Origin of the sequence: Mesorhizobium sp. B2-8-3 (genome assembly GCF_006440815.1) — a bacterium.
Lineage (GTDB): Bacteria > Pseudomonadota > Alphaproteobacteria > Rhizobiales > Rhizobiaceae > Mesorhizobium.
In genome coordinates this window covers 1-22,921 of record NZ_VFTW01000035.1, presented here as the reverse complement: position 1 = coordinate 22,921, position 22,921 = coordinate 1, and the positions used below count along the sequence as shown (strand labels likewise).

General features: G+C 65.7%; 18 protein-coding genes. 4 read left to right on the top strand and 14 right to left on the bottom strand.

The features are described from left to right. Nucleotides 1-207 precede the first annotated feature (207 nt). Nucleotides 208-1,254 carry a deoxyribose-phosphate aldolase gene (deoC, locus tag FJ418_RS29580; protein WP_140871727.1) on the bottom strand — a complete coding sequence of 349 codons (1,047 nt, stop codon included), beginning with the start codon at nucleotides 1,252-1,254 and terminating at the stop codon, nucleotides 208-210. Between the two features lie 401 nt (nucleotides 1,255-1,655). Further along, complete coding sequence (locus FJ418_RS29575) at nucleotides 1,656-2,483, bottom strand: ferredoxin--NADP reductase (protein WP_140871725.1); 828 nt, start codon at nucleotides 2,481-2,483, stop codon at nucleotides 1,656-1,658. 222 nt (nucleotides 2,484-2,705) lie between these two features. On the opposite strand from FJ418_RS29575, the gene FJ418_RS29570 reads away from it, so the two are divergent. Together FJ418_RS29570 and FJ418_RS29565 are read left to right on the top strand one after the other, a co-directional pair. Next, nucleotides 2,706-4,778: a hydantoinase/oxoprolinase family protein gene (locus tag FJ418_RS29570; protein ID WP_140871723.1), complete on the top strand. Its 2,073-nt coding sequence runs from the start codon at nucleotides 2,706-2,708 to the stop codon at nucleotides 4,776-4,778. 2 nt (nucleotides 4,779-4,780) lie between these two features. Beyond that, the gene (locus FJ418_RS29565) at nucleotides 4,781-6,481 is read left to right on the top strand and encodes a hydantoinase B/oxoprolinase family protein (RefSeq protein WP_140871721.1); all 1,701 of its coding nucleotides are present in this window, start codon (nucleotides 4,781-4,783) and stop codon (nucleotides 6,479-6,481) included. A 234-nt stretch (nucleotides 6,482-6,715) separates the two neighbouring features. Here FJ418_RS29565 and FJ418_RS29555 read toward each other — a convergent pair whose 3' ends face one another. The 6 genes from FJ418_RS29555 to FJ418_RS29530 are packed head-to-tail and all read right to left on the bottom strand — an operon-like array spanning nucleotide 6,716 to nucleotide 13,810. Continuing rightward, nucleotides 6,716-7,177 carry a MarR family transcriptional regulator gene (locus FJ418_RS29555; protein WP_140871755.1) on the bottom strand — a complete coding sequence of 154 codons (462 nt, stop codon included), beginning with the start codon at nucleotides 7,175-7,177 and terminating at the stop codon, nucleotides 6,716-6,718. Further along, nucleotides 7,174-7,758 (bottom strand): amino acid synthesis family protein, encoded by a 585-nt coding sequence (locus tag FJ418_RS29550; RefSeq protein ID WP_140785197.1) that lies wholly within the window; start codon nucleotides 7,756-7,758, stop codon nucleotides 7,174-7,176. The genes FJ418_RS29555 and FJ418_RS29550 overlap by 4 nt, the downstream gene beginning before the upstream one ends. Beyond that, nucleotides 7,751-8,635, bottom strand: coding sequence for a UPF0280 family protein (locus FJ418_RS29545; RefSeq protein WP_140871719.1), 885 nt, complete (start codon nucleotides 8,633-8,635; stop codon nucleotides 7,751-7,753). The genes FJ418_RS29550 and FJ418_RS29545 overlap by 8 nt, the downstream gene beginning before the upstream one ends. Beyond that, nucleotides 8,635-10,176 (bottom strand): 6-hydroxynicotinate reductase, encoded by a 1,542-nt coding sequence (locus tag FJ418_RS29540; RefSeq protein WP_140871717.1) that lies wholly within the window; start codon nucleotides 10,174-10,176, stop codon nucleotides 8,635-8,637. Before FJ418_RS29540 ends, FJ418_RS29545 begins: the two co-directional genes overlap by 1 nt. After that, nucleotides 10,173-12,956 (bottom strand): molybdopterin-dependent oxidoreductase, encoded by a 2,784-nt coding sequence (locus tag FJ418_RS29535; protein ID WP_140871715.1) that lies wholly within the window; start codon nucleotides 12,954-12,956, stop codon nucleotides 10,173-10,175. The genes FJ418_RS29540 and FJ418_RS29535 overlap by 4 nt, the downstream gene beginning before the upstream one ends. Continuing rightward, complete coding sequence (locus FJ418_RS29530; RefSeq protein WP_140871713.1) at nucleotides 12,953-13,810, bottom strand: xanthine dehydrogenase family protein subunit M; 858 nt, start codon at nucleotides 13,808-13,810, stop codon at nucleotides 12,953-12,955. The genes FJ418_RS29535 and FJ418_RS29530 overlap by 4 nt, the downstream gene beginning before the upstream one ends. A gap of 291 nt (nucleotides 13,811-14,101) precedes the next feature. Here FJ418_RS29530 and pncA point away from each other — a divergent pair, with 291 nt between their 5' ends. Both pncA and FJ418_RS29520 read left to right on the top strand, forming a co-directional pair. Continuing rightward, nucleotides 14,102-14,716 (top strand): bifunctional nicotinamidase/pyrazinamidase, encoded by a 615-nt coding sequence (pncA, locus tag FJ418_RS29525; protein ID WP_140871711.1) that lies wholly within the window; start codon nucleotides 14,102-14,104, stop codon nucleotides 14,714-14,716. 169 nt (nucleotides 14,717-14,885) lie between these two features. Then, the gene (locus FJ418_RS29520; RefSeq protein ID WP_140871709.1) at nucleotides 14,886-16,310 is read left to right on the top strand and encodes a sodium:proton antiporter; all 1,425 of its coding nucleotides are present in this window, start codon (nucleotides 14,886-14,888) and stop codon (nucleotides 16,308-16,310) included. 130 nt (nucleotides 16,311-16,440) lie between these two features. On the opposite strand, the gene FJ418_RS29515 is transcribed toward FJ418_RS29520, so the two are convergent. The 6 genes from FJ418_RS29515 to FJ418_RS29485 form a co-directional block, all read right to left on the bottom strand. Then, nucleotides 16,441-17,154, bottom strand: coding sequence for an ABC transporter ATP-binding protein (locus tag FJ418_RS29515; RefSeq protein WP_181167142.1), 714 nt, complete (start codon nucleotides 17,152-17,154; stop codon nucleotides 16,441-16,443). After that, nucleotides 17,147-17,875: an ABC transporter ATP-binding protein gene (locus tag FJ418_RS29510; RefSeq protein WP_140871705.1), complete on the bottom strand. Its 729-nt coding sequence runs from the start codon at nucleotides 17,873-17,875 to the stop codon at nucleotides 17,147-17,149. Before FJ418_RS29510 ends, FJ418_RS29515 begins: the two co-directional genes overlap by 8 nt. Beyond that, a complete protein-coding gene (locus FJ418_RS29505; RefSeq protein WP_140871703.1) occupies nucleotides 17,872-18,834 on the bottom strand; it encodes a branched-chain amino acid ABC transporter permease in 963 nt (320 codons plus the stop codon). The genes FJ418_RS29510 and FJ418_RS29505 overlap by 4 nt, the downstream gene beginning before the upstream one ends. Beyond that, a complete protein-coding gene (locus tag FJ418_RS29500; RefSeq protein ID WP_140646780.1) occupies nucleotides 18,831-19,712 on the bottom strand; it encodes a branched-chain amino acid ABC transporter permease in 882 nt (293 codons plus the stop codon). Before FJ418_RS29500 ends, FJ418_RS29505 begins: the two co-directional genes overlap by 4 nt. A 218-nt stretch (nucleotides 19,713-19,930) precedes the next feature. Next, nucleotides 19,931-21,235: an ABC transporter substrate-binding protein gene (locus tag FJ418_RS29490; RefSeq protein ID WP_140871701.1), complete on the bottom strand. Its 1,305-nt coding sequence runs from the start codon at nucleotides 21,233-21,235 to the stop codon at nucleotides 19,931-19,933. Between the two features lie 154 nt (nucleotides 21,236-21,389). Then, nucleotides 21,390-22,919 (bottom strand): hypothetical protein, encoded by a 1,530-nt coding sequence (locus FJ418_RS29485; protein WP_348643135.1) that lies wholly within the window; start codon nucleotides 22,917-22,919, stop codon nucleotides 21,390-21,392. Nucleotides 22,920-22,921 lie beyond the last annotated feature (2 nt).

Here is a 22,921-nt window from a genome sequence, read left to right as displayed (position 1 = left end):
TTGGCAGGCGATCCTTCGCGCCCCCCTCTGTCCTGCGGGACATCTCCCCCACAAGGGGGGAGATCAGCCTTCACGCCTGGCGGCTGCCGTCCTGCAACGTCGGTGATTGGCGAAATCATCGATGACAGCCAATCTCCCCACAAGTGGGGGAGATGTCCGGCAGGACAGAGGGGGGCGCGAAGGAACTCGGCGCTCAAGGCCTTCGCCCTACGCCATCGCGTGGCGATGGTTGGCCGAGTAATGCCCGGTCAAATGATGCTCGAGCTGGCGTTCGATGTCGGTGAGCAGGCTGGACGCGCCGAAGCGGAACAGGTCCGGCTCGAGCCACGGCCGGCCGAGCTCTTCCTTCATCAGCACCAGCCAGTCCAGCGAGACCTTGGCGGTGGAGATGCCGCCCGCCGGCTTGAAGCCGATCAGGTAGCCGGTCTCCTCGAAATAGGCGCGGATGGCGCGCACCATGGCAAGGCCGACGGGGAGCGTGGCGTTGACGCTTTCCTTGCCGGTCGACGTCTTGATGAAGTCCGCCCCTGCCATCATCGCCACCATGGAGGCAAGCATGACGTTGCGCAGCGTGGCGAGGTCGCCGGTGCCAAGGATGACCTTGAGATGCGCATCGCCGCAGGTAGCGCGCATGGCGACGATCTCGTTGAACAGCTCGCGCCATTTGGCGCCGTAGACCAGGCCGCGCGGGATGACGACGTCGATCTCGTCGGCGCCGTCCTTCACCGAGGCCTCGATCTCCTGCAGGCGGGTCGAGAGCGGCGCAAGGCCGTGCGGGAAAGCGGTCGAGACGGCGGCGACATGGACGCCGGTGCCGCGCACGGCGTCGACCGCGGTGGCGACGAAGGGATGGTAGACGCAGACCGCCGCCGGGCGGATGGTTTCGCCTGATATGCCCAGACCCTCGACGATATCCTTGCGTAGCGGATTGATCGCCTTGGCGCAGAGCCGGCGCACGCGCTCGTCGGTGTCGTTGGAGTTCAGCGTTGTCAGATCCATGCAGGCGATGGCCCGCAGCAGCCAGGCCGCCTGGTTGTCGGCTTTGATCGAGCGCCGCTTGGTCAGCGTGGCGACGCGGCGCTCTAGCGCCGAGCGGTTGACGCTGCGCACCGATTCCAGGAAGCCGAGATCGAGCTTCATGCCGGGGTTGCGGGCAATACCGTGCTCCAGCGGCAGCGGCGTGTTGGCGGCAGCGCGCGCCGGCAGCGGCATCACCTTGGAAGCGCCAGCGCCTGCTTCGCGGATCGTGCTCATCTCCTGCCCTTTCACTCAGCGACCTCAGCCGAAGATAACCCGCGAAGCGATGCTTCACGAGTCCTTCAGTGGGTCATAGCGGAAAAAGGCGGCAAGAGCAGCTGATTTTTGACCGTATGGTCAAAACATCATGCTGGGTAGGCGCTCCCGGCGTTGGAGATTGGCCGCAACGCCCATCCCTTCGTCATACTCGGGCTTGACCCGAGTATCCGTGCCGTGACCTCTGCCGCAGAGTGCAACGGTGCAGAATTCTGTAACCGCCGCAACGCCTTGGCGTAACGGCATGGATTCTAAGGTCTGCGCGCGTCGCTCCGCTCCTTGCTCCGCCCTAGAATGACGAAGCGCGAATGTCGCCGCTAATCTCAGACGCCTCCAACAGAGCTGGCGGACCGCGATATGTCTCAGCCGACGAAGGCGCGCTCGACGACGAAGCTTGCCGGATGGCTTAAGGAACCTTCCTGGAAGCCGAGGCTCTCGGCGAGTTCCTTGACGTCCTTCAGCATGTGCATCGAGCCGCAGATCATGATGCGGTCGGTCTCGGGATTGAGCTTGTCGATGCCGAGGTCGGAATAGAACTTGCCCGAGCCGATCAGCGCGGTGATGCGGCCCATTCGCGCCGACTCTTCCCGCGTCGTCGAATTGTAGAGCGTGACGTGGCCGCCGGTCAGCTCGCCGATCAGCGGGTCGTTTTCGAGCCCGGCCACCAGTTCCTGGCCGTAGGTAAGCTCGGCATTGTCGCGGCAGGTATGGGTGAGGATGACCTCGTCGAACTTCTCATAGGTATCGGGGTCGCGCAGCAGGCTGGCAAAGGGCGCGATGCCGGTGCCGGTCGAGATCATGACGACGCGCTTGGCAGGCGTCAGCGCGTCGAGCACCAGCGTGCCGGTCGACTTCTGGCGCATGATGACGGTGTCGCCGACCTGGATCTTCTGCAGCTCGGAGGTCAGCGGACCGTCCGGCACCTTGATCGAGAAGAATTCGAGCTCGTCGTCCCAGGCGGGGCTGGCGACCGAATAGGCGCGGAAGATCGGCTTGTCGGCATTGGGCAGGCCGATCATGACGAATTCGCCGGAGCGGAAGCGCAGCGACTGCGGGCGGGTGATGCGGAAGGAGAACAGCCGGTCGGTGTAATGCTTCACCGACACCACGGTCTCGGCGTAGACATTGGCCGGGATCGGGAACTGCAGCGGCTTCGAGCCTGCGACGTTCAACGCGGATGTCGTGTTCATTCCAACCCAACTTTCCGGCCCAGATGGAACGCACTGGGCGCCAAACTTTTTCCTGCGCGCCCGAACGGTCAGGTTCCGGCGTGCTCCTCACACACTGCCAAGCGGTAAGCTCTTGTGTCGGGAATTTATTAGTATACAAATGATCTTCAGGTCAAGATGGCAGCGTAAAACGCCTTTCCAAACCAAGGCATATCCGTAGTTCTGGCATTTCGGGTTTCGGCAATGAGTGAGAAATTTTCGGCGCCGGCTGGAAGCGTCGTTGCCGGCATCGATGTCGGCGGGACCTTCACCGATCTGCTCTTGATCGACGGCAAGGCTGGCGGCAAGGTCCATATCGCCAAGACGCCGACCACGGTGGAGAACCAGGCCTTCGGCGTGGTCGCAGCACTTGGCGCCACCGGTTTTCCGATCGACGGCATCGACCTCATCGTGCATGGCACGACGACCACCACCAACGCCGTGCTGGAGCGCCGGCTGGCGCGGACCGGCATGATCACCACGCGCGGCTTTCGCGACGTGATCGAACTTGGCCGCCGAACAAGGCCGCAGGCTTATGGCATGACGGGAACTTTCGTGCCGGTCATTCCCCGCGACCTTCGGCTCGAAGTGTCGGAGCGGGTCGAGGCGTCGGGCGCCGTGCGCATTCAACTCGACGAAGCCGAGATGCGCGACGCAGTGAAAAAGCTGCTCGACGCCGGCTGCGAGTCGCTGGTCATCCATTTCCTGCACTCCTACGCCAACCCATCGCATGAGCGGCGGGCCGCCGAGATCGCGGCGGAGGTCTGGCCGAACGGCCACATCACCACCGGACATGCGCTGCTCTCGGAAGCGCGCGAGTTCGAGCGCGGCGTGACGGCTGCCGTCAACGCCTCGGTGCAGCCGATCCTGGAGCGCTATGTCGAGCGGCTGCGCAAGGAGCTTGGCGCGAAAGGCTACGCCCGCGACTTCCTGATCATGAACGGCAATGGCGGCATGATCTCGGCCCGTTTCGTCACGCTGGAATCGGCCAAGACCGTGATGTCCGGCCCGGCCTCCGGCGTGATCGCCGCCGCCTATACGGGAAAACGCGCCGGCTTCGGCAACCTCGTCACCTACGACATGGGCGGCACATCGACCGACGTGGCGCTGATCCGCAACGCGGAACCCGCCGTGTCGAACGAGATCGAGATCGAATATGCGATGCCGATCCATGTGCCGATGGTGGCGGTGCACACGGTCGGCGCCGGCGGCGGCTCGATCGCGCGCGTCGACGCGGCCGGGCTGATCCAGATCGGCCCGGAAAGCGCCGGCGCCAATCCAGGCCCGATCTGCTACGGGCGCGGCGGTATGGAACCGACCATCACCGACGCCAATCTGGTGCTCGGCCGCCTGGCGCCGAAGAAGTTGCTCGCCGTCGACAATCCGGTCACCGTCGAGCGCGTGACCTCGATCTTCGAGGACAAGATTGGCAAGCGCACCGGCCTTTCCGGCGTCGAAGCCGCCGGCGCGGTGCTGCGGCTCGGCAACATGAAGATGGCGGGCGCCATCCGCATGGTGTCGGTGTCGCGCGGCCACGACCCGCGCGATTTCGCGCTGTTCGCCTTCGGCGGCGCCGGACCGCTGCATGCGACGGCGCTCGCCCGCGAACTCGGCCTGCCCAGGGTGCTGGTGCCGGCGCGCCCCGGCATCACCAATGCGCTCGGCTGCGTCGTCGCGGATTTGCGCCACGACTTTGTCAACACCATCAACCAGCCGGTCGGTGGGCTCGATGAAGCTTCGCTTCGCGAGTTATTGGAACGGCACCGTAACGAAGGCGAGGCGCTGATCGCCAAGGAAGCGGTGAAGCCGGACGCGATCCGCGTCACGCATTCCGCCGACATGCAGTTCGTCGGCCAGACGCACATCATCAACGTGCCGCTGCCCTCGTCCTCGGTATCACGAGAAACGCTGCAGCTTCTGTTCGAAAAGGCCTATTTCTCCCGTTTCAAGGTCGAGCTGCCCGAAATCCGCGCCAACCTCGTCAACCTCAACACCTCGGTCACCGGCGTGCGGCCGCAGATCGACCTGTCGCGGCTGATCGACCCGGCAGGCCGCGGGGCAACGCTTGAGGAAGCGCGGCGCGAGATCCGGCCGGTCTGGTACGACGGTCGCTGGTACGACACGCCGGTCTATGCGCGCGAAAAGCTGCCGCTCGACGCCGTGATCGAGGGACCGGCGATTCTCGAACAGATGGACGCCACGACTGTGCTCGAACCCGGCGACCGGGCGCGCTCGGATGCGGACGGCAACATCATCATCGACATCGGCGAGGCCTGACAATGCCAGCGTTTGGGGCAAAACTCGACACGATCACGCTTTCGGTGCTGCAGGCCGCACTGCAGCAGGTCTGCGACGAGATGGACCTGACCTTTTCCCGCGCGGCCTTCTCGCCGGTCATCGCGGAAGCCAACGACCGCTCGGACGGCATTTATTCGGGGGTCGACGGTTCGCTGATCGCGCAAGGCAGCCAGGGCCTGCCGGTGTTCGTCGGCGTCATGCAGTATTCCACCAAGACCGTGATCGAGATGATCGCCGACGGGCGGTGCCTGGCGCCGGATCCGGGCGACATCTACATCGTCAACGATCCCTATCTCGGCGGCACGCATCTGATGGATGTGCGCTTCGTCATGCCGGTCTATCGCGGCGGCAAGATCTTCTGCTGGCTTTCCAACACCGGTCATTGGCCTGATATCGGCGGCTCGGTGCCGGGCGGCTTTTCGGCCTCTGCCACCGCGGTCGAACAGGAAGGGCTGCGGCTGCCGCCGGTGAAACTGTTCAAGAAGGGCGCGCTCGATCCCGAGATCTACGCCATCATCTGCTCGAACATCCGGGTCGCCGACCAGCGTATCGGCGACATCCGCGCGCAGGCCGCCGCATTGCTGATCGGCCAGGACAGGCTCAATGAAATCCTGGATCGTTACGGTGACGAAACCGTCGTCGAGGCGATCGCGGAACTGCGCCGCCGCGCCGCCGAGCAGATGCGCGCCTCGATCGTCGTCATACCGGACGGCGTTTATCGCTCGCAGGCCTTCGTCGATTCCGACGGGGTGGTGAACGAGCCGCTGACCATCGATCTCGCCGTCGAGAAGCAGGGCGACACGCTGACCTTCGACTTTGCCGGCTCATCGAAACCTTGCGCCGGCCCGATGAACAGCGTGCTGGCGACGACCTTGTCGTCCGTCTACCTCGCCATGCGCCATATCTTCCCGGAAGTGCCGATCAGCGCCGGCGCCTTCGAGCCGCTCATCGTCAAGCGGCCGGAAGGCACATTCCTCGACGCAAAATATCCGCGGCCCGTATCAGGCTGCGCGGCGGAAGTGTCGCAACGCATCGCCGAAGCGGTGTTCGCGGCCATGGTACAGGCGCTGCCGGAAAAGGTGACGGCGGCGCCCGCCGGCTCCAGCGGCAATTTCGCGCTCGGCGGCAACGATCCGGCGCGCGGCCGCGACTATGTCATGTACCAGATCTCCGGCGGCGGCTATGGCGGCAATGCGGGCCATGACGGACTGAGCAATGGCTGCTCGACCATCGGCATCTCGAAGTCGCCGCCGGTCGAGATCATGGAGCAGGCCTTTCCGGTGCTCTACCGCCACTACGCGCTGCGTGAAGGCTCCGGCGGCGCGGGCAAGCATCGCGGCGGCTTCGGGCTTGCCTATGAGGTGGAGATATTGCGCGGCGAGGCGCGTGCGTCCTTCGTCATGGACCATGGCCGCTTCGGACCACAGGGCGCGCTCGGCGGCAGGGATGGCGAGCCGAACAGCGTGACTGTGTTCCGGAACGGCGAAGCGCATGTGCCACCGCATCTTTCCAAGGAGCAGGACATCGCGCTCAAGGCCGGCGACCGCGTGCGTGTGGGCACGCCAGGCGGCGGCGGCTATGGCGATCCGCGCGAGCGCGACCCGAAGCAGATCGCCGAGGATGTCAGGCTTGGTTACTATACGGCCGAGCAGGCCAGGGAGATGTTCGGGGTGGACTTGTAGGGGGACGGGCGTGGCATTAGGCCAAACGCCCGGGTCGAGTTCCCGCCAACCCCCCCTCTGCCCTGCCGGGCATCTCCCCCGCAAGGGGGGAGATCGGCCGTCACCTTCGCTTTCGCCAATCGCCAACGCTGCAGGACGAGCGCCGGCGTTCGAACTGCTAATCTCCCCCCTTGCGGGGGAGATGGCCGGCAGGCCAGAGGGGGGTGCTGTCCCTCCAGCGTCGAAAGCAACCCTTCACGCCAGTTTCGCCAGCAGCCGCAAAAAGGTCGCCGCCTCCTTGGCCGTCAGCGGCGCCAGCGTTTCCTCTGTAATCGTGCGGGCAAGCGGGATCAGCCGCTCGATCGCCTCGCGGCCTTGCGGCGTCAAATTGACCAGCAGCCGCCTTTTGTCGACCTCGTGCTTGGAAACCTCGACCAGTCCCCGCGCCTTCAGCCGATCGATGACGCCTTTCACGGTGGCGGCGTCCATGGCGATCAGCGTTCCCAACTGGTTCTGCGAAGTCTCGCCGATGTCGTAGAGCTTGGCGAGAGCCGCGAACTGCGGCGGCGTCAGGTCGCCGATATGCGAGGCGAAGAGCGCGACGTGGCGCTGATGCGCCTTGCGCAGGATGAATCCGACCTGATCCTGCAGATGGTAGTTGTTCTCGTCGCCGTCTTCGGCCTCGACCAGCCGCAGCAGATTGTCCTCGCCGCTCATCTCAAACCGTCCCATGCCTTGATGTCCTGCGCCGCCAGGCCACCCATGCGGTTGTGGACGCGCGGACCGCAGGTCATGGCGAGGCAAAACAGGATCTCGTCGGGACGCGGGCCGTCGCTGATGCCGACTTCCATCGCATCGAAATGGCTGCGCACATAGGCGGCGTTGATATGGCCGAGCGGCACGTCGAGCCGCGAGCCGAAGGCGCCGACCTTCTTGGCCGACGGCACGATGGCCTTGGCGTCGCCCAATCGCTCGCGCATGGCGTAGCCGCCGGGCACGTGCCACAGCGCACCGTGCTCCAATTCGCCGGCCGCGCCGACGATGGCGCCCTTTCCGTAGCCGTCGATCTTCTTCACGTCGCCGCCGAGCGCCGCGATCAGCCTGTCGGAGAGCAGCAGCCCGAGCGGCTTCAGGTCTTCCATCGCGCCTTGCAGGTCCTCGACATAGCGGCCGGCGAAGGGGTTCTTGACCACGGCGAGAGCCGCCGCGCGAAGGCGGGGCTCTTTCGCCACCGGGCCGCCATCGTGAAAAATCTCCTCGGTCAGAACCGCGACCTTGCGGATCGGAAAGTCAGGCATGGGCAGTTTCCTTCGCTTTATGTTTGTTGGGCGCGGCGAGCGCCACCGAACCACTGATGCGGGCCTCGCCCGCCAAAAACAGCGCCGATGCGGCGATCAGGCCGCGCCGGCGAAAATCTTCGGCGACGGCAAGGCCGTTGTCCAGCGCGCGCGCAACCTCGGCGGGCGCGAGCGCGCCGACGCTTTGTGTCACCAGCATCTCACCGAGATCGCTGTCCGGGGCCAGGTCGCGCGCCGCGGCGCGGACGATGGCAGGGTGACCGGGAAGATCGACGGCGTTGGCAATCAACGTCGCCGCCGCGTCGGCCTCGGCGCCGGTCGGGGCGAGAACGGTAACGGCGTCGGCGATCCCGAATGAAAACGAGCGGCCGCGCCAGCCGCTGGTGGCAACGCCGCGCACGCCGTCCTGAGCGCGAATGGTGACGCGATCGGCCATGCCACTCCCGGTGCCGGCGATGGCCACCGTCATCGACTGGCTTCTGCCGAGATGGAGGGCGCAATCGCCGCCATTGTTGACGTAAGCGCGATCGAGCCGGCGGCCGGCGAGCATTGAGCCAAGAATTTCGTCGGCTACCGAACCGGCAACGGCGGCCATCGGGGTGATGAAGCATTCCGCCAATGACGTGACGGCTGCTTCCATGCGGCGCGCCGTAGGGCCGGCAAAACTGCGGGGCGCCAGGAAGAATGCAGGAAGCCGCAATTCGGGCAGCTCTTCGACCACCTCGATCAGGATCGTCTGAAAGCGGGCGACTGCCTGTTCGTAAGCGGCGCGGCGTTCATCCGCTTCGCCAAAGGCCTCGACGACCAGGTCGATCGGCCCATGGTTGAGATGGAGCCGCCTGCCGTCGGCAAGCCAATGCGCCTGCGGGCCGTTCATCAGCCGGCACCATTCGCCGCTGAACGCCGCAGCTGCGCCAGCGGCGGCCAGGGATTGCCGGCCGGCGCGCCGGTGTTGTTGCGCGGGTTGAGGTATTCGCCGCCCTTGGCGAGGATGTCCTCGACGCTGCGGATCTCGTTTTCGTAGCCGCCGAGCCTGACATAGTCGTCGCGGCGCATGGTGAACTCGATCGGCGCCACCAGCGCCGGCGTCGGCACATAGCCGAAGGCGCCTTCCGGCACGCGGGTGACGTCGACCATCAGCGTGATGCCGCCGCCCGGCCAGACATAGACGGGCGCGCCGCCGACGGTCACATAGGTCTTCAGGCCCTGCACCGAGCGGGTCAGGTTGACCGGGTTCTCGGTGACGCCGGCGCGCAGCGAGCCGCCGGCGCCGCCGATGAAGAGAACCGTGCACAAAGCCGGTTCGCAATTGTCCTCGATCAGGCCGACGGACTTTTGCAGCCGTTCCGGGAACGGCTTTTCGACCGGCTTCAGTTCGTCGTCGAGCTCGTAATAGGCGAATTGCTCGCCGGTGGTCGACACCATCAGCAGCGACAGGCCCGGACGCGCGCCTTTCTTGGCATTCCAGTCGCCGAGGATCGATAGTGGGTCTGAAATCGTGGTGCCGCCCCAGCCGAGCCCGGGCTCGGACACCTTGAAGTAGCGGCCGGGCGTCGAGCGGCGGCCGATGATCTTGATGCCGGTGTCCTCCCAGCCCAGCACCTTGCCGGCCTGATGCTCGGAGACGACGCCGGTGATGTGGTCGTCGACCACCACCACTTCGTCGACCAACCCGCGCCATTGCGTGGCGAACATGCCGATGGTGGCCGAGCCGCAGCCGACGCGCATGCGGTGCTCGACCTTGCCGTCGATGACCGGCGGTTTGCCGGCTTCGACGATCACCGTCGCGCCGCCGTCAATGCTGAGCTCGACCGGTTTCCTGTTGCAGAGGTCGAGCAGCGCATCGCAAGTAGCGCGCCCTTCAGCCTTGGAGCCGCCGGTAAGGTGATGCACGCCGCCAAGCGACAGCATCTGCGAGCCGTATTCGCCGGTGGTGACATGGCCGATCGCCTCGCCTTCCGAGCGCACCGTTGCCGCCTCGTCGCCGATGTGGCGGTCGGTGTCGATCTTCACCTTGACGCCGCAATAGGAGAAGATGCCTTCGGTGACGACGGTGACGAGATCGACGCCCTCGACCTCCTGGCTGACGATGAAGGGCGCCGGCTTGTAGTCCGGATAGGTGGTGCCGGCGCCGATCGCGGTGACGAAGCGATGGCCGGTGTTGACCAGCTCGCCGTTCCAGGCATCGCCCTCGGCGACGAACGGCACGACCGCGCCGCCGGTTTCGGCCGCGTGGTCGAGAATGGTCAGCGGGTCCATGCGCACGATGCGGCCGCCGACATTGCCGTAGCGGTCGCAGGCGCCGGTGCGGCCATCGGCGATGTAGCACATGACGGGACAGGCATCGCAGCGAATCTTCTCCGCCACCTGTTTCTCGCCGGGATCGTGGGTTTCGAAACGTTCGGCAAGCTCGCTCATCGGCGCGCCTCCTTCTCGCGGATCGCCGCAAGGATGCGGCTCGGCGTCGCCGGCACCTTGGTGACCAGGACGCCGGTGGCATGGCGGATGGCGTTGAGGATCGCCGGCGCGGTCGGGATCAGCACATGCTCGCCAAGGCCCTTGGCGCCGAAGGGTCCCTCCGGATCCGGAACCTCGACCAATATGTGCTCGACCGGCGGCACGTCGCCGATGGTAGGGATGAGGTAGTCGTGCAGGTTCTCGGTGCGTCCGGGGATGTATTCCTCCATCAGCGCCATGCCGATGCCCTGCGCGATGCCGCCCTCGATCTGGCCTTCGACCAGCACCGGGTTGATCGCCTTGCCGACGTCGTGCGCGGCGGTGATCCTGATCAGCTTCACCGTGCCGAGCTTGAGGTCGACCTCGAGCTCGGCGATCTGCGCGCCATAGCCATAGACGGCGTAGGGCTTGCCCTGGCCCTTGGCGTCGAGCGGCAGCGTCGGCGGGTCGTAGGTTTCCTCGGCGACGAACACCAGGCCGTCGGCATCGGCCTTGAGTGCTGCGAGGTCGATGCGCCGCGCGGCATCGCCTTCGCGAATTGAGATGCTGGCATCGTCGAGCGCGATCGTCGCCTGGCCGGAGACATTGGCGAAGCGCAGGATTTTCTCGCGCAATGCGCGGCCTGCCTTCTCCGCCGCCTTGCCGGTCACGAAAGTCTGGCGCGAAGCCGATGTCTTGCCGGCGTCGGGCGTGATCCCGGTATCGGCGCTCTTCAGCTTGAACCTGCCCAGCGGCAGGCCGAGCGCGTCGGCGCAGATCTGCGTGATGACCGTGTTGGAGCCTTGGCCGATATCGACCGCGCCTTGGTGCAGGACGACGTCGCCGGAGGCCGAGATGCCGACCTTGATGGTCGAGGGATTGGGCAGCGAAGTGTTGCCGCAGCCGTACCAGCAGGAGGCGACGCCGACGCCGCGCTTGCTTGCGCTATGGATCGCATTGAACGCCTCCGCGTCCGCCAGCGCGCGCGCCCAATGCGGCTGAAGCTGCTCCAGGCATTCGCCGATGCCGACGCCCGACTCGAGGCGCTGGCCGGTGACCGTCTCGCAGCCGTCACGCAGGCAATTCCTTAGCCGGAAGTCCAGCCGATCGATGCCCAGCTTGCCGGCAAGCTCGTCATAGAGCGTCTCCTGCATGATCGTCGACTGGGGAACGCCAAAGCCGCGGAAGGCCCCCGCGATCGGGCCGTTGGTGTGGATGGCATAGCCGGCCGCCCGGTAGTTCGGCGTGAGATAGGGGCCGGAGGCATGCACCGGCACGCGGTTGGCGACCGTCGGCCCCCAGCTGGCATAGGCGCCGGTGTTGAAATCGCCCTCGAAGACCATGCCGGTGACGCGGCCTTCGGCATCGGCGCCGATGGTCGCCTTCATCTCGGCCGGATGACGCTTGGTGGTCGACATCATCGATTCGTTGCGCGTGTAGGCAAGTGCGGCCGGCCGTCCCGTCTTCATCGCCACAAGGCCGATGAGAGGCTGCAGCGAGACATCGAGTTTCGAGCCGAAGCCGCCGCCTGTAGCGGTCGGCACGATGCGCACCTTGTCGACGGCTAGGCCCAGCACCTTGGCCGTCTCGTCGCGGTCCATATAGGGCGCCTGGGTACAAGCAACGACGACCAGCGTGTCGCCGTCCACATAAGCATAGCCGGCTTCCGGCTCGATATAGGCGTGCTCGACAAAAGAGGTCTCGATGGCGCCCGACACGGTGGCAGCGGAAGCTGCCAGCGCTCCCTCAGGATCGCCGCGTTCGACCAGGCCGGAGGTGAGCAGGTTCGCCGGCCGGTGGCCGTGGATCAGCGCGGCACCCTCGGCCTTCGCCTCGGCGGGCTGCAGCATATGCGGCAGTTCCGTCCATCCGATCGGAAAATCCGTCAGGTCGAGATCGAGGATCGCCTCGCGCTCGCCCGCCACCAGCGCCACCGCCTCGCCGCGCAGACGGACAAAACCCTCGGCCAACGCGGGCTGGTCGGCGAAGGGACCGATGGCGCCGAAGCAGTTGTGGCCCGGGATGTCGGCCGCCGTGAAGACGCCGGCAATGCCGGGATGCGCTTTCGTCCAGGCATCGAGATCGCCGAAGCTGAAGCGGGCATGATAGTGCGGCGAGCGCACCACAAGCACCGACAATGCGTCGGCCGGAAAGGAGTCTCCACCGAACATCTCGTCGCCCGTGACTTTCGGCACGCCGTCGAGGCGGATGGGAGAGGCGCCGACGGCGTGGCCCACTTCCGGGAGGCGAAGATCGATCCCGTTCATATGCCGCGAGGCGCCCATCACCGCCGCGACGATCTTCCTGTAGCCGGTGCAGCGGCAGAGCACGCCGCCCAGCGCATCCTGCGTCTCGGTCTCGCTTGGCGTGGGGTTGCGTTCCAAAAGCGCGGTGGCCGCGACCATCAGGCCGGGCGTGCAAATGCCGCATTGCGCGGCGCCGTGTTCGAGGAACGAGGCCTGCAAGGCGGACAGCCGGCCATTGGCAAGGCCTTCGACGGTGGTGACGGAAGCACCGACCACGGAGGCCGCCGGCATCAGGCAGGCGCAAACCGGATTGCCGTCGACCAGCACGGTGCAGGCGCCGCAATCGCCGGCATCGCAGCCGACCTTGGTGCCGGTCAGCCGCAACTCGTCGCGCAAGACCTGCGACAGCCGCCTGACCGGCGGCACGGATACGCTGACAGCCGCGCCGTTGACCTCGAAGGCAATCTCGGCGCGTTCCATGCCGGACTGGGCCATGCCAGGCTGGGTCATGCTCATGCGGCCACCTTGCCTTCACCGGAACCGATCGCGGCGCGCACCGCGCGGACGACGATCTCGCGCGCCGCGTCCTGCCGATACTCGGCGCTGCCGCGCACATCGGCGATCGGCGACAGTTCATCGATCGGCGCGGACAGCACCGTGTCCGCAAGGGCAGAAGTGACAGGCTGCCCGCGCAACGCCGCCTCGACGCCGGCGAGACGACGGGCAACGGCCGAGCAGGAGCCGACGGCGATCGCCGCATCGGCGACGACGCCATTCTCGACCACGAGCCGGGCTGCCGCCATGGCGATCGAGATGACGAGGTAGCGCCGGGCGCCGAGCTTGACGAAAGCCGAGGCGCCGACGGCGGAGCGCTTCGGCACACGAATGGCGGTGACCATCTCGCCCGGCTGCAGGGCGGTGCGGCGATTGCCGAGGATGAAGTCACCGAGCGGAAGATGGCGGACGGCTGTGGCCGAGCGCAGTTCGACGTCGGCTTCGAGCGCCAGCAATGCCGGCACGCCGTCGGCCGCAGGCGAGGCATTGCAGAGATTGCCGGCTACCGAGGCGACATTCTGGATTTGGACCGAGCCGACCTCGCGCGCGGCGGCCTTCAGCGCGTCGAACGCCGTCGGCAGCGGATGGCGGACAACGTCCGTCCAGGTGGTGCGAGCGCCGATGCGCCAATGATCGTCGGCCTCGGCGATGCCGCGCAGTTGGGCGAGACCATTGATGTCGAGGATGTTGTCGCGGAAGGGTTTGGCGCCCTGCGTCGGATAGAAATCGGTGCCGCCGGCCAGAATGCGCCAGCGATCCTCGCCAAGCAAAGCCAGCGCCTCGTCGACCGTGGTGGGTTTCGCGTAACGGATCACGCTCTGCCTTCCAGACAATTGGGCCTTCCCGAAAAGGGGCCTTCCCCTGGCCCTCCGAAGTGCCTGCTTCGGGTCTTCCCGCCGGCATGCGCACCGGTCAAATTTCATTCGTATGCAAATGATATCAGGCCGGCGGCAATTGTCAAAGCCAGAGTTGGCGCCGCGAACACCTGAACGCGATTGTTATGGCGCCGGAGGTTGACGCCGCCGGCCATCTGGTCAAGGTTCCGTGTCCGGCCGCGTCAGCGGCTTTTGGACTGGAGCCCCCAAGCTGAAACGAGAGGGAACCGCATGGCCGAAGAAGCGCTCATCGTCATCGACCTGCAGAATGATTTTTGCCCCGGCGGCGCGCTGGCGGTTGCCGGCGGCGACGAGATCGTGCCTTTGGTCAACGACCTGATCCGGCGCAGCGAGCATGTGATCCTGACTCAGGACTGGCACCCCGCCGGCCATTCGAGCTTCGCCTCCAGCCATCCCGGCAAGCAGGCTTTCGAAACCATGGAGATCCCCTATGGGCCGCAGACGCTTTGGCCGGACCATTGCATCCAGGGCAGTCTCGGTTCCGATTTCCATTCCGGGCTCGCCTGGACCAAGGCCGAGCTGGTGATCCGCAAGGGGTTCCGCACCGCGATCGACTCCTACTCGGCCTTCTTCGAGAACGACCATACGACGCCGACCGGCCTTGCCGGCTACCTGAAGGAGCGCAGCATCGACACGATCACGCTTGTCGGGCTTGCTACGGATTTCTGCGTCGCCTTCTCCGCCCTCGACGCGGTGAAGCAAGGATTCAAGACGACGGTGCGGCTCGACGCCTGCCGCGGCATCGATCTCAACGGCTCCGTCGAGGCGATGCTGGGGCGGATGCGCGAGGCCGGCGTGACGCTCGACGATCATCTGTCGGACTGACCGGACTGTGGGGAAGGCCCCCCTCACCCGGATTGCCCGCCGAATTGCGAAGGGCAATTCGGTGCAATCCGACCTCTCCCCGAGGGGAGAGGAGGTCGCCGGTATGCGCCGCCGGATTGCGGGTTCCCCCTTCTCCCCTTGTGGGAGAGGGTGTCGCCGACGGCGACGGATGAGGGAGCTTTTTCCATATTTCACCGCGCTCGCCATCGCGATGCTGTTTCCAGCACAGGCGCTGGCCGCCGAAATCCACGAACTGCCCGGCGCCGCGATGTCGCTGTGGTGGGGCCTGCCCTTTGCCGGCCTGCTCTTGTCGATCGCGACCGGGCCGCTGCTCTTCCCGCATGTGTGGGAACATCACTACGGCAAGATCGCCGCTGCCTGGGCCGTGCTGGCGGTCGTGCCGCTGGCGGTGGCCTTCGGCCTTGCTTCGGCAGGCGACGCGGTGCTGCACACGCTGCTTACCGAATATCTGTCCTTCATCATCCTGTTGTTCGCGCTCTACACGATTTCGGGCGGCATCCTGCTTGCCGGCAACATCCACGGCACCCCGCTGGTCAACGCCGGGCTGCTGCTGATCGGCGCGATGCTCGCCTCGGTCATCGGCACGACCGGCGCTTCGATGATCCTGATCCGGCCGATGCTGCGCGCCAATGACAACCGGCCGTTCAACGCCCATGTGGTGATCTTCTTCATCTTCCTGGTTTCCAACATCGGCGGCTCGCTGACGCCGCTCGGCGATCCGCCTTTGTTCGTCGGCTTCCTGCGCGGCGTCGACTTCTTCTGGACGACCGCAAATCTGTGGCGGGAGACGTTGTTCGTCGGCGGTGTCGTGCTCGCCGTGTTCCTGGCGATCGACATCATCCTGCATCGCCGCGAGGGCGGCATGCCGAAGATCAAGGATCCCACTCCGGACACGAAGGTGCGTCTGCGCGGCCTGGCCAACCTGCCGCTGCTGGCCGGCGTCATCGGCGCCATCCTGCTTTCGGCCGCGTGGAGGCCCGGCGTCAGCTTTACCGTCCTGGGCATCAGCCTCGAACTGCAGAACCTCGCGCGCGACGCCATCATCCTAGCGCTGGCGTGGCTGTCACTTCGCGTCTCGTACAAGAGCCACAGGGAAGCCAACGGCTTCACCTGGGGGCCGATTGCCGAAGTGGCGAAATTGTTTGCCGGCATTTTCGTCTGCATCGTGCCGGTCATCGCGATCCTGAGAGCCGGCCATGACGGTGCCCTGGCGCCGCTGGTCGCGCTGGTCACGTCGGCGGATGGCCAGCCTAACAACCTTGCCTATTTCTGGCTGACCGGGGGGCTGTCGTCCTTCCTCGACAACGCGCCGACCTATCTGGTGTTCTTCGAGCTCGCCGGCGGCGACGCCCGGCATTTGATGACGGAGGCTGCCTCGACGCTTGCGGCGATCTCGGCCGGCGCGGTGTTCATGGGCGCCAACACCTATATCGGCAACGCGCCGAACTTCATGGTCTATGCCATCGCCCGGCATCGCGGCGTGAAGATGCCCGGCTTCTTCGGCTATATGGCGTGGTCGGGTGCGGTGCTGATCCCGACGTTCTTGATCGCCGGGTTTTTGTTTTTTCGATGAGCTGAGCTACTCAATTTCCACCGCCGGCGCTGCCCCTCATCTGGCTGCCGCCATCTTCTCCCCGTGAACGGCAGGGCTATGAGGGGCAGCGCAGCGGCCGATAGTCTTGGTACGAACGCGCATTCAGCGCTTATCCCACACCGACATACCGCCGCACCGCCGACGGATCGGCGCGCAATTCCTCGACATCGACCGTCTCGCGATTGCGGCCGTTCTCGATGAACGAGACGCGATCGGCGACCGAGAGCACGGCGTCGACCCGCTGTTCGACCAGGATGGTGGAGACGCCTAGCTGTCGCAATTTCGCCACCGTCTCGCGAATTTTCGCGATCATGGACGGCATCAGCCCTTCGGTCGGTTCGTCGAGCAACAGCACCTGCGGCTCGAGGCAGAGCGCGCGGGCCATGGCCAGCATCTGCTGCTCGCCGCCGGAGAGCGTGCCGGAGCGTTGCCTCAGCCGTTCCCTGAGCAACGGGAAGAGATCGAGCACGCTCTCGCGGGTTTGCTTGCCCTTGCCGCGCGCCATCAGGCCGATCTCGATGTTTTCCGCCACCGTCATCTCGGCGAACAATCGCCTGCCCTGCGGCACATAGGCGACGCCGGCCTTCGGCACGTCATGCGCGGCGAGCCCGGTCAATTCCTTGCCGTCCAGTTTGATCGAGCCGCCGGCCGCCGGGACCAGGCCCATGATCGCCTTCAGCGTCGTCGTCTTGCCGGCGCCGTTGCGGCCGAACAGGCACAGCACCTCGCCCTTGTTGAGCACGAGGTCGAGGCCGTAGAGCACCTGCACCTCGCCATAGAAGCAGTCAAGACCGGAAATGGTGAGCAATCCCGTGTCAGCCATGGGTCGCTCCGAGATAGGCATCCTGCACCTCGGCGTTGGCGCGGATCTGCTCCGGCGTGCCTTCGGCGAGGATCTTTCCCGAATTGAAGACGGTGATGCGGTCGGCAAGCTGCATGACCACCGGCATGTTGTGCTCGATCAGAAGCACGGTGGCGTCCTTGGCGATCTCGCGCACCAGCGTGATGAAATTGTCGATCTCGGCGTCGGCCAGGCCTTGCGTCGGCTCGTCGAGGATCAGCAGGCGCGGTTTCAGCGACAGTCCCATCGCCACTTCGAGCAGGCGCTGGTGGCCGTAGGAGAGCTGTCCCGCCAGCGTGCCGGCGCGGTCGGCCAGGCCGGTGCGCTCCAGCGCCGACATCACGCCGGCCCTGACCGCGCCTCTGGAGCGGCCATCCGTCAATGTGCGCTGCACCGGCAACGCGACATTGTCGAAGGCGGTGAGGTTGGCAAAGACGCTGGTGATCTGAAAGGTGTAGGCGACGCCGAGGCGGACCCTGGCATAGGCCGGCAGGCTGGTGATGTCGCTACCGTCGAAGACGATCATGCCCGACGACGGCTGGATGCGGCCCGAGAGCAGGCTGACGAAGGTGGTCTTGCCGGCGCCGTTGGGTCCGATGATGGCGCGGATCTCGCCCGGCATCAGCGTGAAGTCGACGCCGTCGACGGCGCGAAGACCGCCGAAATTGCGCGACAGGCCCTTGGTGGTCAGCAGCGGCATCATGGCAGCCACCCCAGCCAGCGCTGGCGGATGCTGCCCATAATGCCCTTCGGAGCAAACAGGACGAGCAGGATGAGCGCCACGCCGACGATCAGGAGATAGGCGGAGGTGAAGCCGCTGGTAATGTCGGTGACGTAATACATGAACAGCGTGCCGATGAGCGGCCCGAGCGTGGTCGCGGCACCCCCCAGCAGCACCCAGAGCAGCGGCAGGATCGAATATTGGACGCCGGCGAAGCTCGATCCGACATAACCGAACAGCAGCGCATAGGCGGCGCCCGACGCCGCGCAGATGGCGCCTGAGGCCACGACGACCGCAAGCTTGTTGGCGACCGTGTCGTAGCCGAGCATCTTTGTCCGCTCCTCGTTCTCGCGGATGGCGACCAGCACGCGGCCGAAGCGGGAGCGGACGACGGCAAGGGTGATGAGCAGCACGACCGCGAACAGCGCCAGCGCGCTCATGTAACGAATGGTCGGATCGGTCAGGTCGAAGGATGCGCCGCCGATCGAAAACACCCGCGATGCCTGCTGGATGACCAGGCCCTGGTCGCCGCCGGTCCAGGCGGCGAAATAGAGGATGAGCAGATAGAAGACCTGGGCGAACATCATGGTGACGATCATGAACGCCACACCCGAGGTGCGCAGCGCCAGCAGGCCGATGACCAGGGCGAGCAGCGCGCCGCAGACGACTCCGGCAACGAAGGCTTCGGGTACACCCCAGCCGAGATGATAGACGGTCAAGCCCGCGCCGTAGAGGCCGGCCGAGAAGAACATGGCGTGGCCGAGGCTGAGCAGGCCGACATAGCCGAAGAGCAGATTGTAGCCCATGGCGAAGACGGCCAGCGTCATGATGCGGGCGAACAGGCCCTGGTGATAGTCCGGCAGGATGAAGTTCAGCGCGAAGAGAAGCGCGATGACGCCGATATGCAGGGCGTAGGCCTTTGCCGGCGAAGCATCCCTCATCGCGGCGTGGTCCCGAACAGGCCCTGCGGCCGGAACACCAGCACCATGGCGACCACCAGCGTGGCGATGATCTTGGCGAGCGTCGGCGAGAAGAACATCGAGATGATGCCGTCGGAGAGGCCGATCAGGACGGCGGCGACCACGGTGCCGCGCAGCGAGCCGAGTCCGCCGATGATGACGACGATGAAGGAAAGCAGCAGCGGATCCTGCCCCATCAGGTAATGCGCCTGGCTGATCGGCACGATCAGCACCGCGGCGATCGCCGCCAGCATGGCGCCGACGGCGAAGACGCCGGCATAGACGCGCTCGACCGGGATGCCGAAGGCCTGCGCCGTCTCGCGGTCATATTGGGTGGCGCGCATGATCAGGCCGATCTTCGTTCGCGTCAGCACCAGCCAGGTGATCACCAGCAGGATAGCGGAAGCGGCAACCACGGAGAGCTTGTAGCCGGAATAGCCGAACCACGGCAAAAGGATGCGGTAGCTGAAGGGCGGCTCGACCGGTCGCGCCTCGGGGCCATAGAAGGTCAACGCCAGTTGCTGGATGATGTAGAGCATGCCGATGGTGGCGACGATGGTGCCTTCGGGATTGTAGTTGAGCCGGCGCAGCACCAGGCGTTCGGCGACGAGCGCAACCAGCCCGACCAGCACGGGCGCGATCACCAGCGCGGCCACGAAACCGATCGCCGGGTGGCCCGAGATCGCCGTCGAGACCGCCCACGCCAGCACCGCGCCCAGCATGAAGAACTCGCCATGGGCGACGTTGACGACGCGCATGACGCCGAACACCAGCGAAAGGCCGAGCGCCGTCAGCGCCAATACGGCGGAGGTGACGAGGCCTTCGAGGGCGGCGAGGAGGAGATGGGGTCCGAAGTGCATATGCTAAGCACCAACGGATGCGCGAGGCACCCCCCTCTGCCCTGCCGGGCATCTCCCCCTCAAGGGGGGAGATTGGCAGTTCGTGCGGCGCCCACCTGTCGACGACTTTGGCGATTGGCAAAACCCAAGGCGACGTCCGATCTCCCCCCTTGAGGGGGAGATGGCCGGCAGGCCAGAGAGGGGGGGCTGGGCGCTCACGTGTGCAGGAGCAGCTAAGCTCAAAGCGCCTGCGTCGTGTAGTCCCCTTCGGGCTCGTAGAGGCCGTCCTCGATCTTGGTCTTGTGCACGACCTTGAGCTTGCCGCCTTCGACCTTGGAGATGTTCTGGATGCCGAAGCACTGGTGGATCTTGCCGTTGAAGGTTTTTGCCCCTTGAGGATGCTCCGGCCCCTCGGCGAATTCCTTCAGCGCCTCGGTCGCCTCGACCAGCTTGGCGCGGTCCTCCGGTCCCTTGTAGCCGGCATCTTCCATCGCCTTCTTGACGACATAGAGCGTTTCCCAGCAGCCGAACATGTGGGCGGCGGTGGAGACGTCCTTGGGGTCGCCGACGGCGGCGCCATTGTCGTCGATGCCGACGGCGGCGCGATAGGCCTTCTGCGCGACCGAGTCATCGGCCTGCGCGTAACGCGGCGAGCCCTCCCAGAAATGGCTGCCGTCGAGGAATTCGAGGCCAGGGCTGTTGATGTCGACGGCCTCGAGCGAATCGATGAAGCCGAAGAGCTGCGGCCGCTGCGAGCCGTAGAACTCGCCAAGCTCCTTGACGAAGGTGAGCACGGCCGGGCCGACCATGACATGATAGATCACCTCGGTCTCGGCCGGGATCTGCGGGAAGTATTTCGTGAAGGAGCTCTCCGTCGGCGGGATGGCGATCTGCGCGATCACGTCGGCGCCCTGCGCCTTCAGCGCCGGCGGCAGATAGTCCCGGTGATCGTAACCGAAGGCGAAGTCGGGGAAGATCTGCGTCACCTTCTTGCCGGCATTGGCGGCGATCCACGGCGCCATCGACTGGATCTGGCTTTTCACGTCGGTGATGCCGGGCTGGAAGACGTAGCGGTTGAGCTTGGTGGAAGCGACGTGATGACCTTCGCTGACCACGAAATAGGGGATCTTGTTTTCCCCGGCGGCGGGCGCCGAGCCGATCACGACATGCGAGAACAAAGTGCCGAAGACGATGTCGGTCTTGTGCTGCTTGGCGAACTTGTTGACCACCTCTGCGCCGCGCGCCGGATCGGTGCCGTCGTCCTCGATGACCAGCTCGACCTTGCGGCCGCCGATGCCGCCGGCATCGTTGATCGCCTTGACGGCGGCGGCACTCGTCTTCTCGTACCAGCGGCCATAGGCGGCGCCGATGCCGGTGCGGTGCGACTGGAAGCCTATTCTGATCGGTGCCGAGCTCTGCGCCTGGCTGTAGCGGACGAAGCCGGGCGCCAGCGCCAGGCCGGCGCCGGCGGCGATGCCCTTCAGCGCGGTGCGGCGGGATAGAGTGGTTTTCGAGAGGTCGAAAAATCCGTTCTTGTCGGCCATGTCGGTTCCCCTGTTTTTTCAGTTTTGACCAGCGATAAGGCGGCTAGACCATCCTCTTGCGAAGGATGGGAAATTGCATGTGTACAAACTAAATCACCAAAGCCCTGACCTGGCAAGCGAGCTTTACCCAACGGCATTGGAGCGCGCCCTTGTGTCATCCGGCGGTCGGCGTGGCAAGCAACCACAGGCCGAAGATCGTGTAGGCGATCATCAACAGTGTGAGCGGGAGCTGGCTGAGCGCGGCTCGCGATGGCTGCGGGTGGAGACGCCAGACAAGGCCATGCGCGACGAGCACGGCCAGCACATGGCCGGCGATGATGACGCCTGCCTGAAGATTCCACAGCCACCAGGCCGACTGAGCGCCGGCGACGACGCCTGCCTCGACCATCATGTCGGCGGTGCCGAACAGGTTCCAGCCGAGCGCGAAGGGATCGGAGAGAGCGACCAGGGCGTACTGGCCGTCAACCAGCAGCACGGTGAGGTAATGCGCGATGTGGTAGGCAAGCGCGATCGGCACGATCGACCAGACCAGCAGGCCGGCGGCTTTTCCGAACGACTGCACATCGGCGGCGAGGCGTTGGCCGAGAAAGACGGCCAGCGCGAACGCCGCCGCAAGCAGGATGAAGGTCAGGACGAGGCCAAAGCTGCCGACGCCGATCAACGCGGTGCGGCCGGGAAATTCCAGCGGGTTGATGCCGAACTGAGCGAGCCAGAAGAAGGTTTTCGACAGGCCGTCAAAGGATACCGAGGACAGGGCCAGGAGGAGAAAGGCGGTGCCGCTTAGTGGCAGCGGCTCAGCGGCGAGCAGCTTGGCGCCGGGCCAGCAGAGTCTCAGCCGGCCTTCGTAATACTCGAAAGGTGCAAAGCGGGCGACCATGGAGAAGAAGACGGTCAGGAATTCGCCCCGTTTGCTCCAGCCGTCGTAGCCGACGATGAGCATGGCGACGAAGCTGACCAGCCAATAAATGCCGGCGGCGTATGCCAGCCGCGCGGGATCGTCGGGCGCGGGATCGATCAGCTCGAACCAAGCGAAGGCAAAGAACAGCACGAAGGCCGGCCAGTAGCCGAGCCATGACGGCAGGCGTGACCGCTTTGCGTCGCCCGCATGAATGCCGAAGACGCGAGAGGCGACGCGCCAAGGCCCGTACCACGGGTTGAGCCACACCCAGAGGTCGCCGAGCACGCCCTGCAGCAGCGTGAAACCGGCCCAAAGCAGCGTCCAGACCACCAGCGGCAGCGGGTTTGAGAGCGGGTCCCGGCTACCGAAAAGGCCGGCGGCGATGAGAAGTGCGAAGCCGGCAAAGGAAATCAGGCTGACGATGGCGCGCGGGCGGTGGCTGAAGGTGAGGAGCGACAGACGCTTGCGCCAGAAATTGTCGAGGGCGGCGGGCGGCAGCAGCGCCAGGACGAGGAAGCTGATGGCCACGGCAAGCGCGCCGCCGGCGATGTAGTAGCCGGTGGGCAGCAGCAGGACGTGGCCACGGTCCGAGGCGTGGGCGAAGGCTGGGGTGGGGAGGAGCGAGGCAAGCGCGACGGCTAGGGCGAGAATAACGCCAGCGCCGCGATCCTTCACACCCCCCTCTGTCCTGCCGGACATCTCCCCCGCAAGGGGGGAGATGTCCGGCAGGACAGAGGGGGGTGCCTCGCGCGAACCTATCTGGTCCTGTGCCATGCCCCATGCCACCT

What these genes read in the sequence shown, in the direction of transcription:
- deoC (WP_140871727.1), bottom strand. Translation starts at nt 1,254, where the DNA reads ATGAGCACGATCCGCGAAGCAGGCGCTGGCGCTTCCAAGGTGATGCCG.
- FJ418_RS29575 (WP_140871725.1), bottom strand. Translation starts at nt 2,483, where the DNA reads ATGAACACGACATCCGCGTTGAACGTCGCAGGCTCGAAGCCGCTGCAG.
- FJ418_RS29570 (WP_140871723.1), top strand. Translation starts at nt 2,706, where the DNA reads ATGAGTGAGAAATTTTCGGCGCCGGCTGGAAGCGTCGTTGCCGGCATC.
- FJ418_RS29565 (WP_140871721.1), top strand. Translation starts at nt 4,781, where the DNA reads ATGCCAGCGTTTGGGGCAAAACTCGACACGATCACGCTTTCGGTGCTG.
- FJ418_RS29555 (WP_140871755.1), bottom strand. Translation starts at nt 7,177, where the DNA reads ATGAGCGGCGAGGACAATCTGCTGCGGCTGGTCGAGGCCGAAGACGGC.
- FJ418_RS29550 (WP_140785197.1), bottom strand. Translation starts at nt 7,758, where the DNA reads ATGCCTGACTTTCCGATCCGCAAGGTCGCGGTTCTGACCGAGGAGATT.
- FJ418_RS29545 (WP_140871719.1), bottom strand. Translation starts at nt 8,635, where the DNA reads ATGAACGGCCCGCAGGCGCATTGGCTTGCCGACGGCAGGCGGCTCCAT.
- FJ418_RS29540 (WP_140871717.1), bottom strand. Translation starts at nt 10,176, where the DNA reads ATGAGCGAGCTTGCCGAACGTTTCGAAACCCACGATCCCGGCGAGAAA.
- FJ418_RS29535 (WP_140871715.1), bottom strand. Translation starts at nt 12,956, where the DNA reads ATGAGCATGACCCAGCCTGGCATGGCCCAGTCCGGCATGGAACGCGCC.
- pncA (WP_140871711.1), top strand. Translation starts at nt 14,102, where the DNA reads ATGGCCGAAGAAGCGCTCATCGTCATCGACCTGCAGAATGATTTTTGC.
- FJ418_RS29520 (WP_140871709.1), top strand. Translation starts at nt 14,886, where the DNA reads ATGAGGGAGCTTTTTCCATATTTCACCGCGCTCGCCATCGCGATGCTG.
- FJ418_RS29515 (WP_181167142.1), bottom strand. Translation starts at nt 17,154, where the DNA reads ATGGCTGACACGGGATTGCTCACCATTTCCGGTCTTGACTGCTTCTAT.
- FJ418_RS29510 (WP_140871705.1), bottom strand. Translation starts at nt 17,875, where the DNA reads ATGATGCCGCTGCTGACCACCAAGGGCCTGTCGCGCAATTTCGGCGGT.
- FJ418_RS29505 (WP_140871703.1), bottom strand. Translation starts at nt 18,834, where the DNA reads ATGAGGGATGCTTCGCCGGCAAAGGCCTACGCCCTGCATATCGGCGTC.
- FJ418_RS29500 (WP_140646780.1), bottom strand. Translation starts at nt 19,712, where the DNA reads ATGCACTTCGGACCCCATCTCCTCCTCGCCGCCCTCGAAGGCCTCGTC.
- FJ418_RS29490 (WP_140871701.1), bottom strand. Translation starts at nt 21,235, where the DNA reads ATGGCCGACAAGAACGGATTTTTCGACCTCTCGAAAACCACTCTATCC.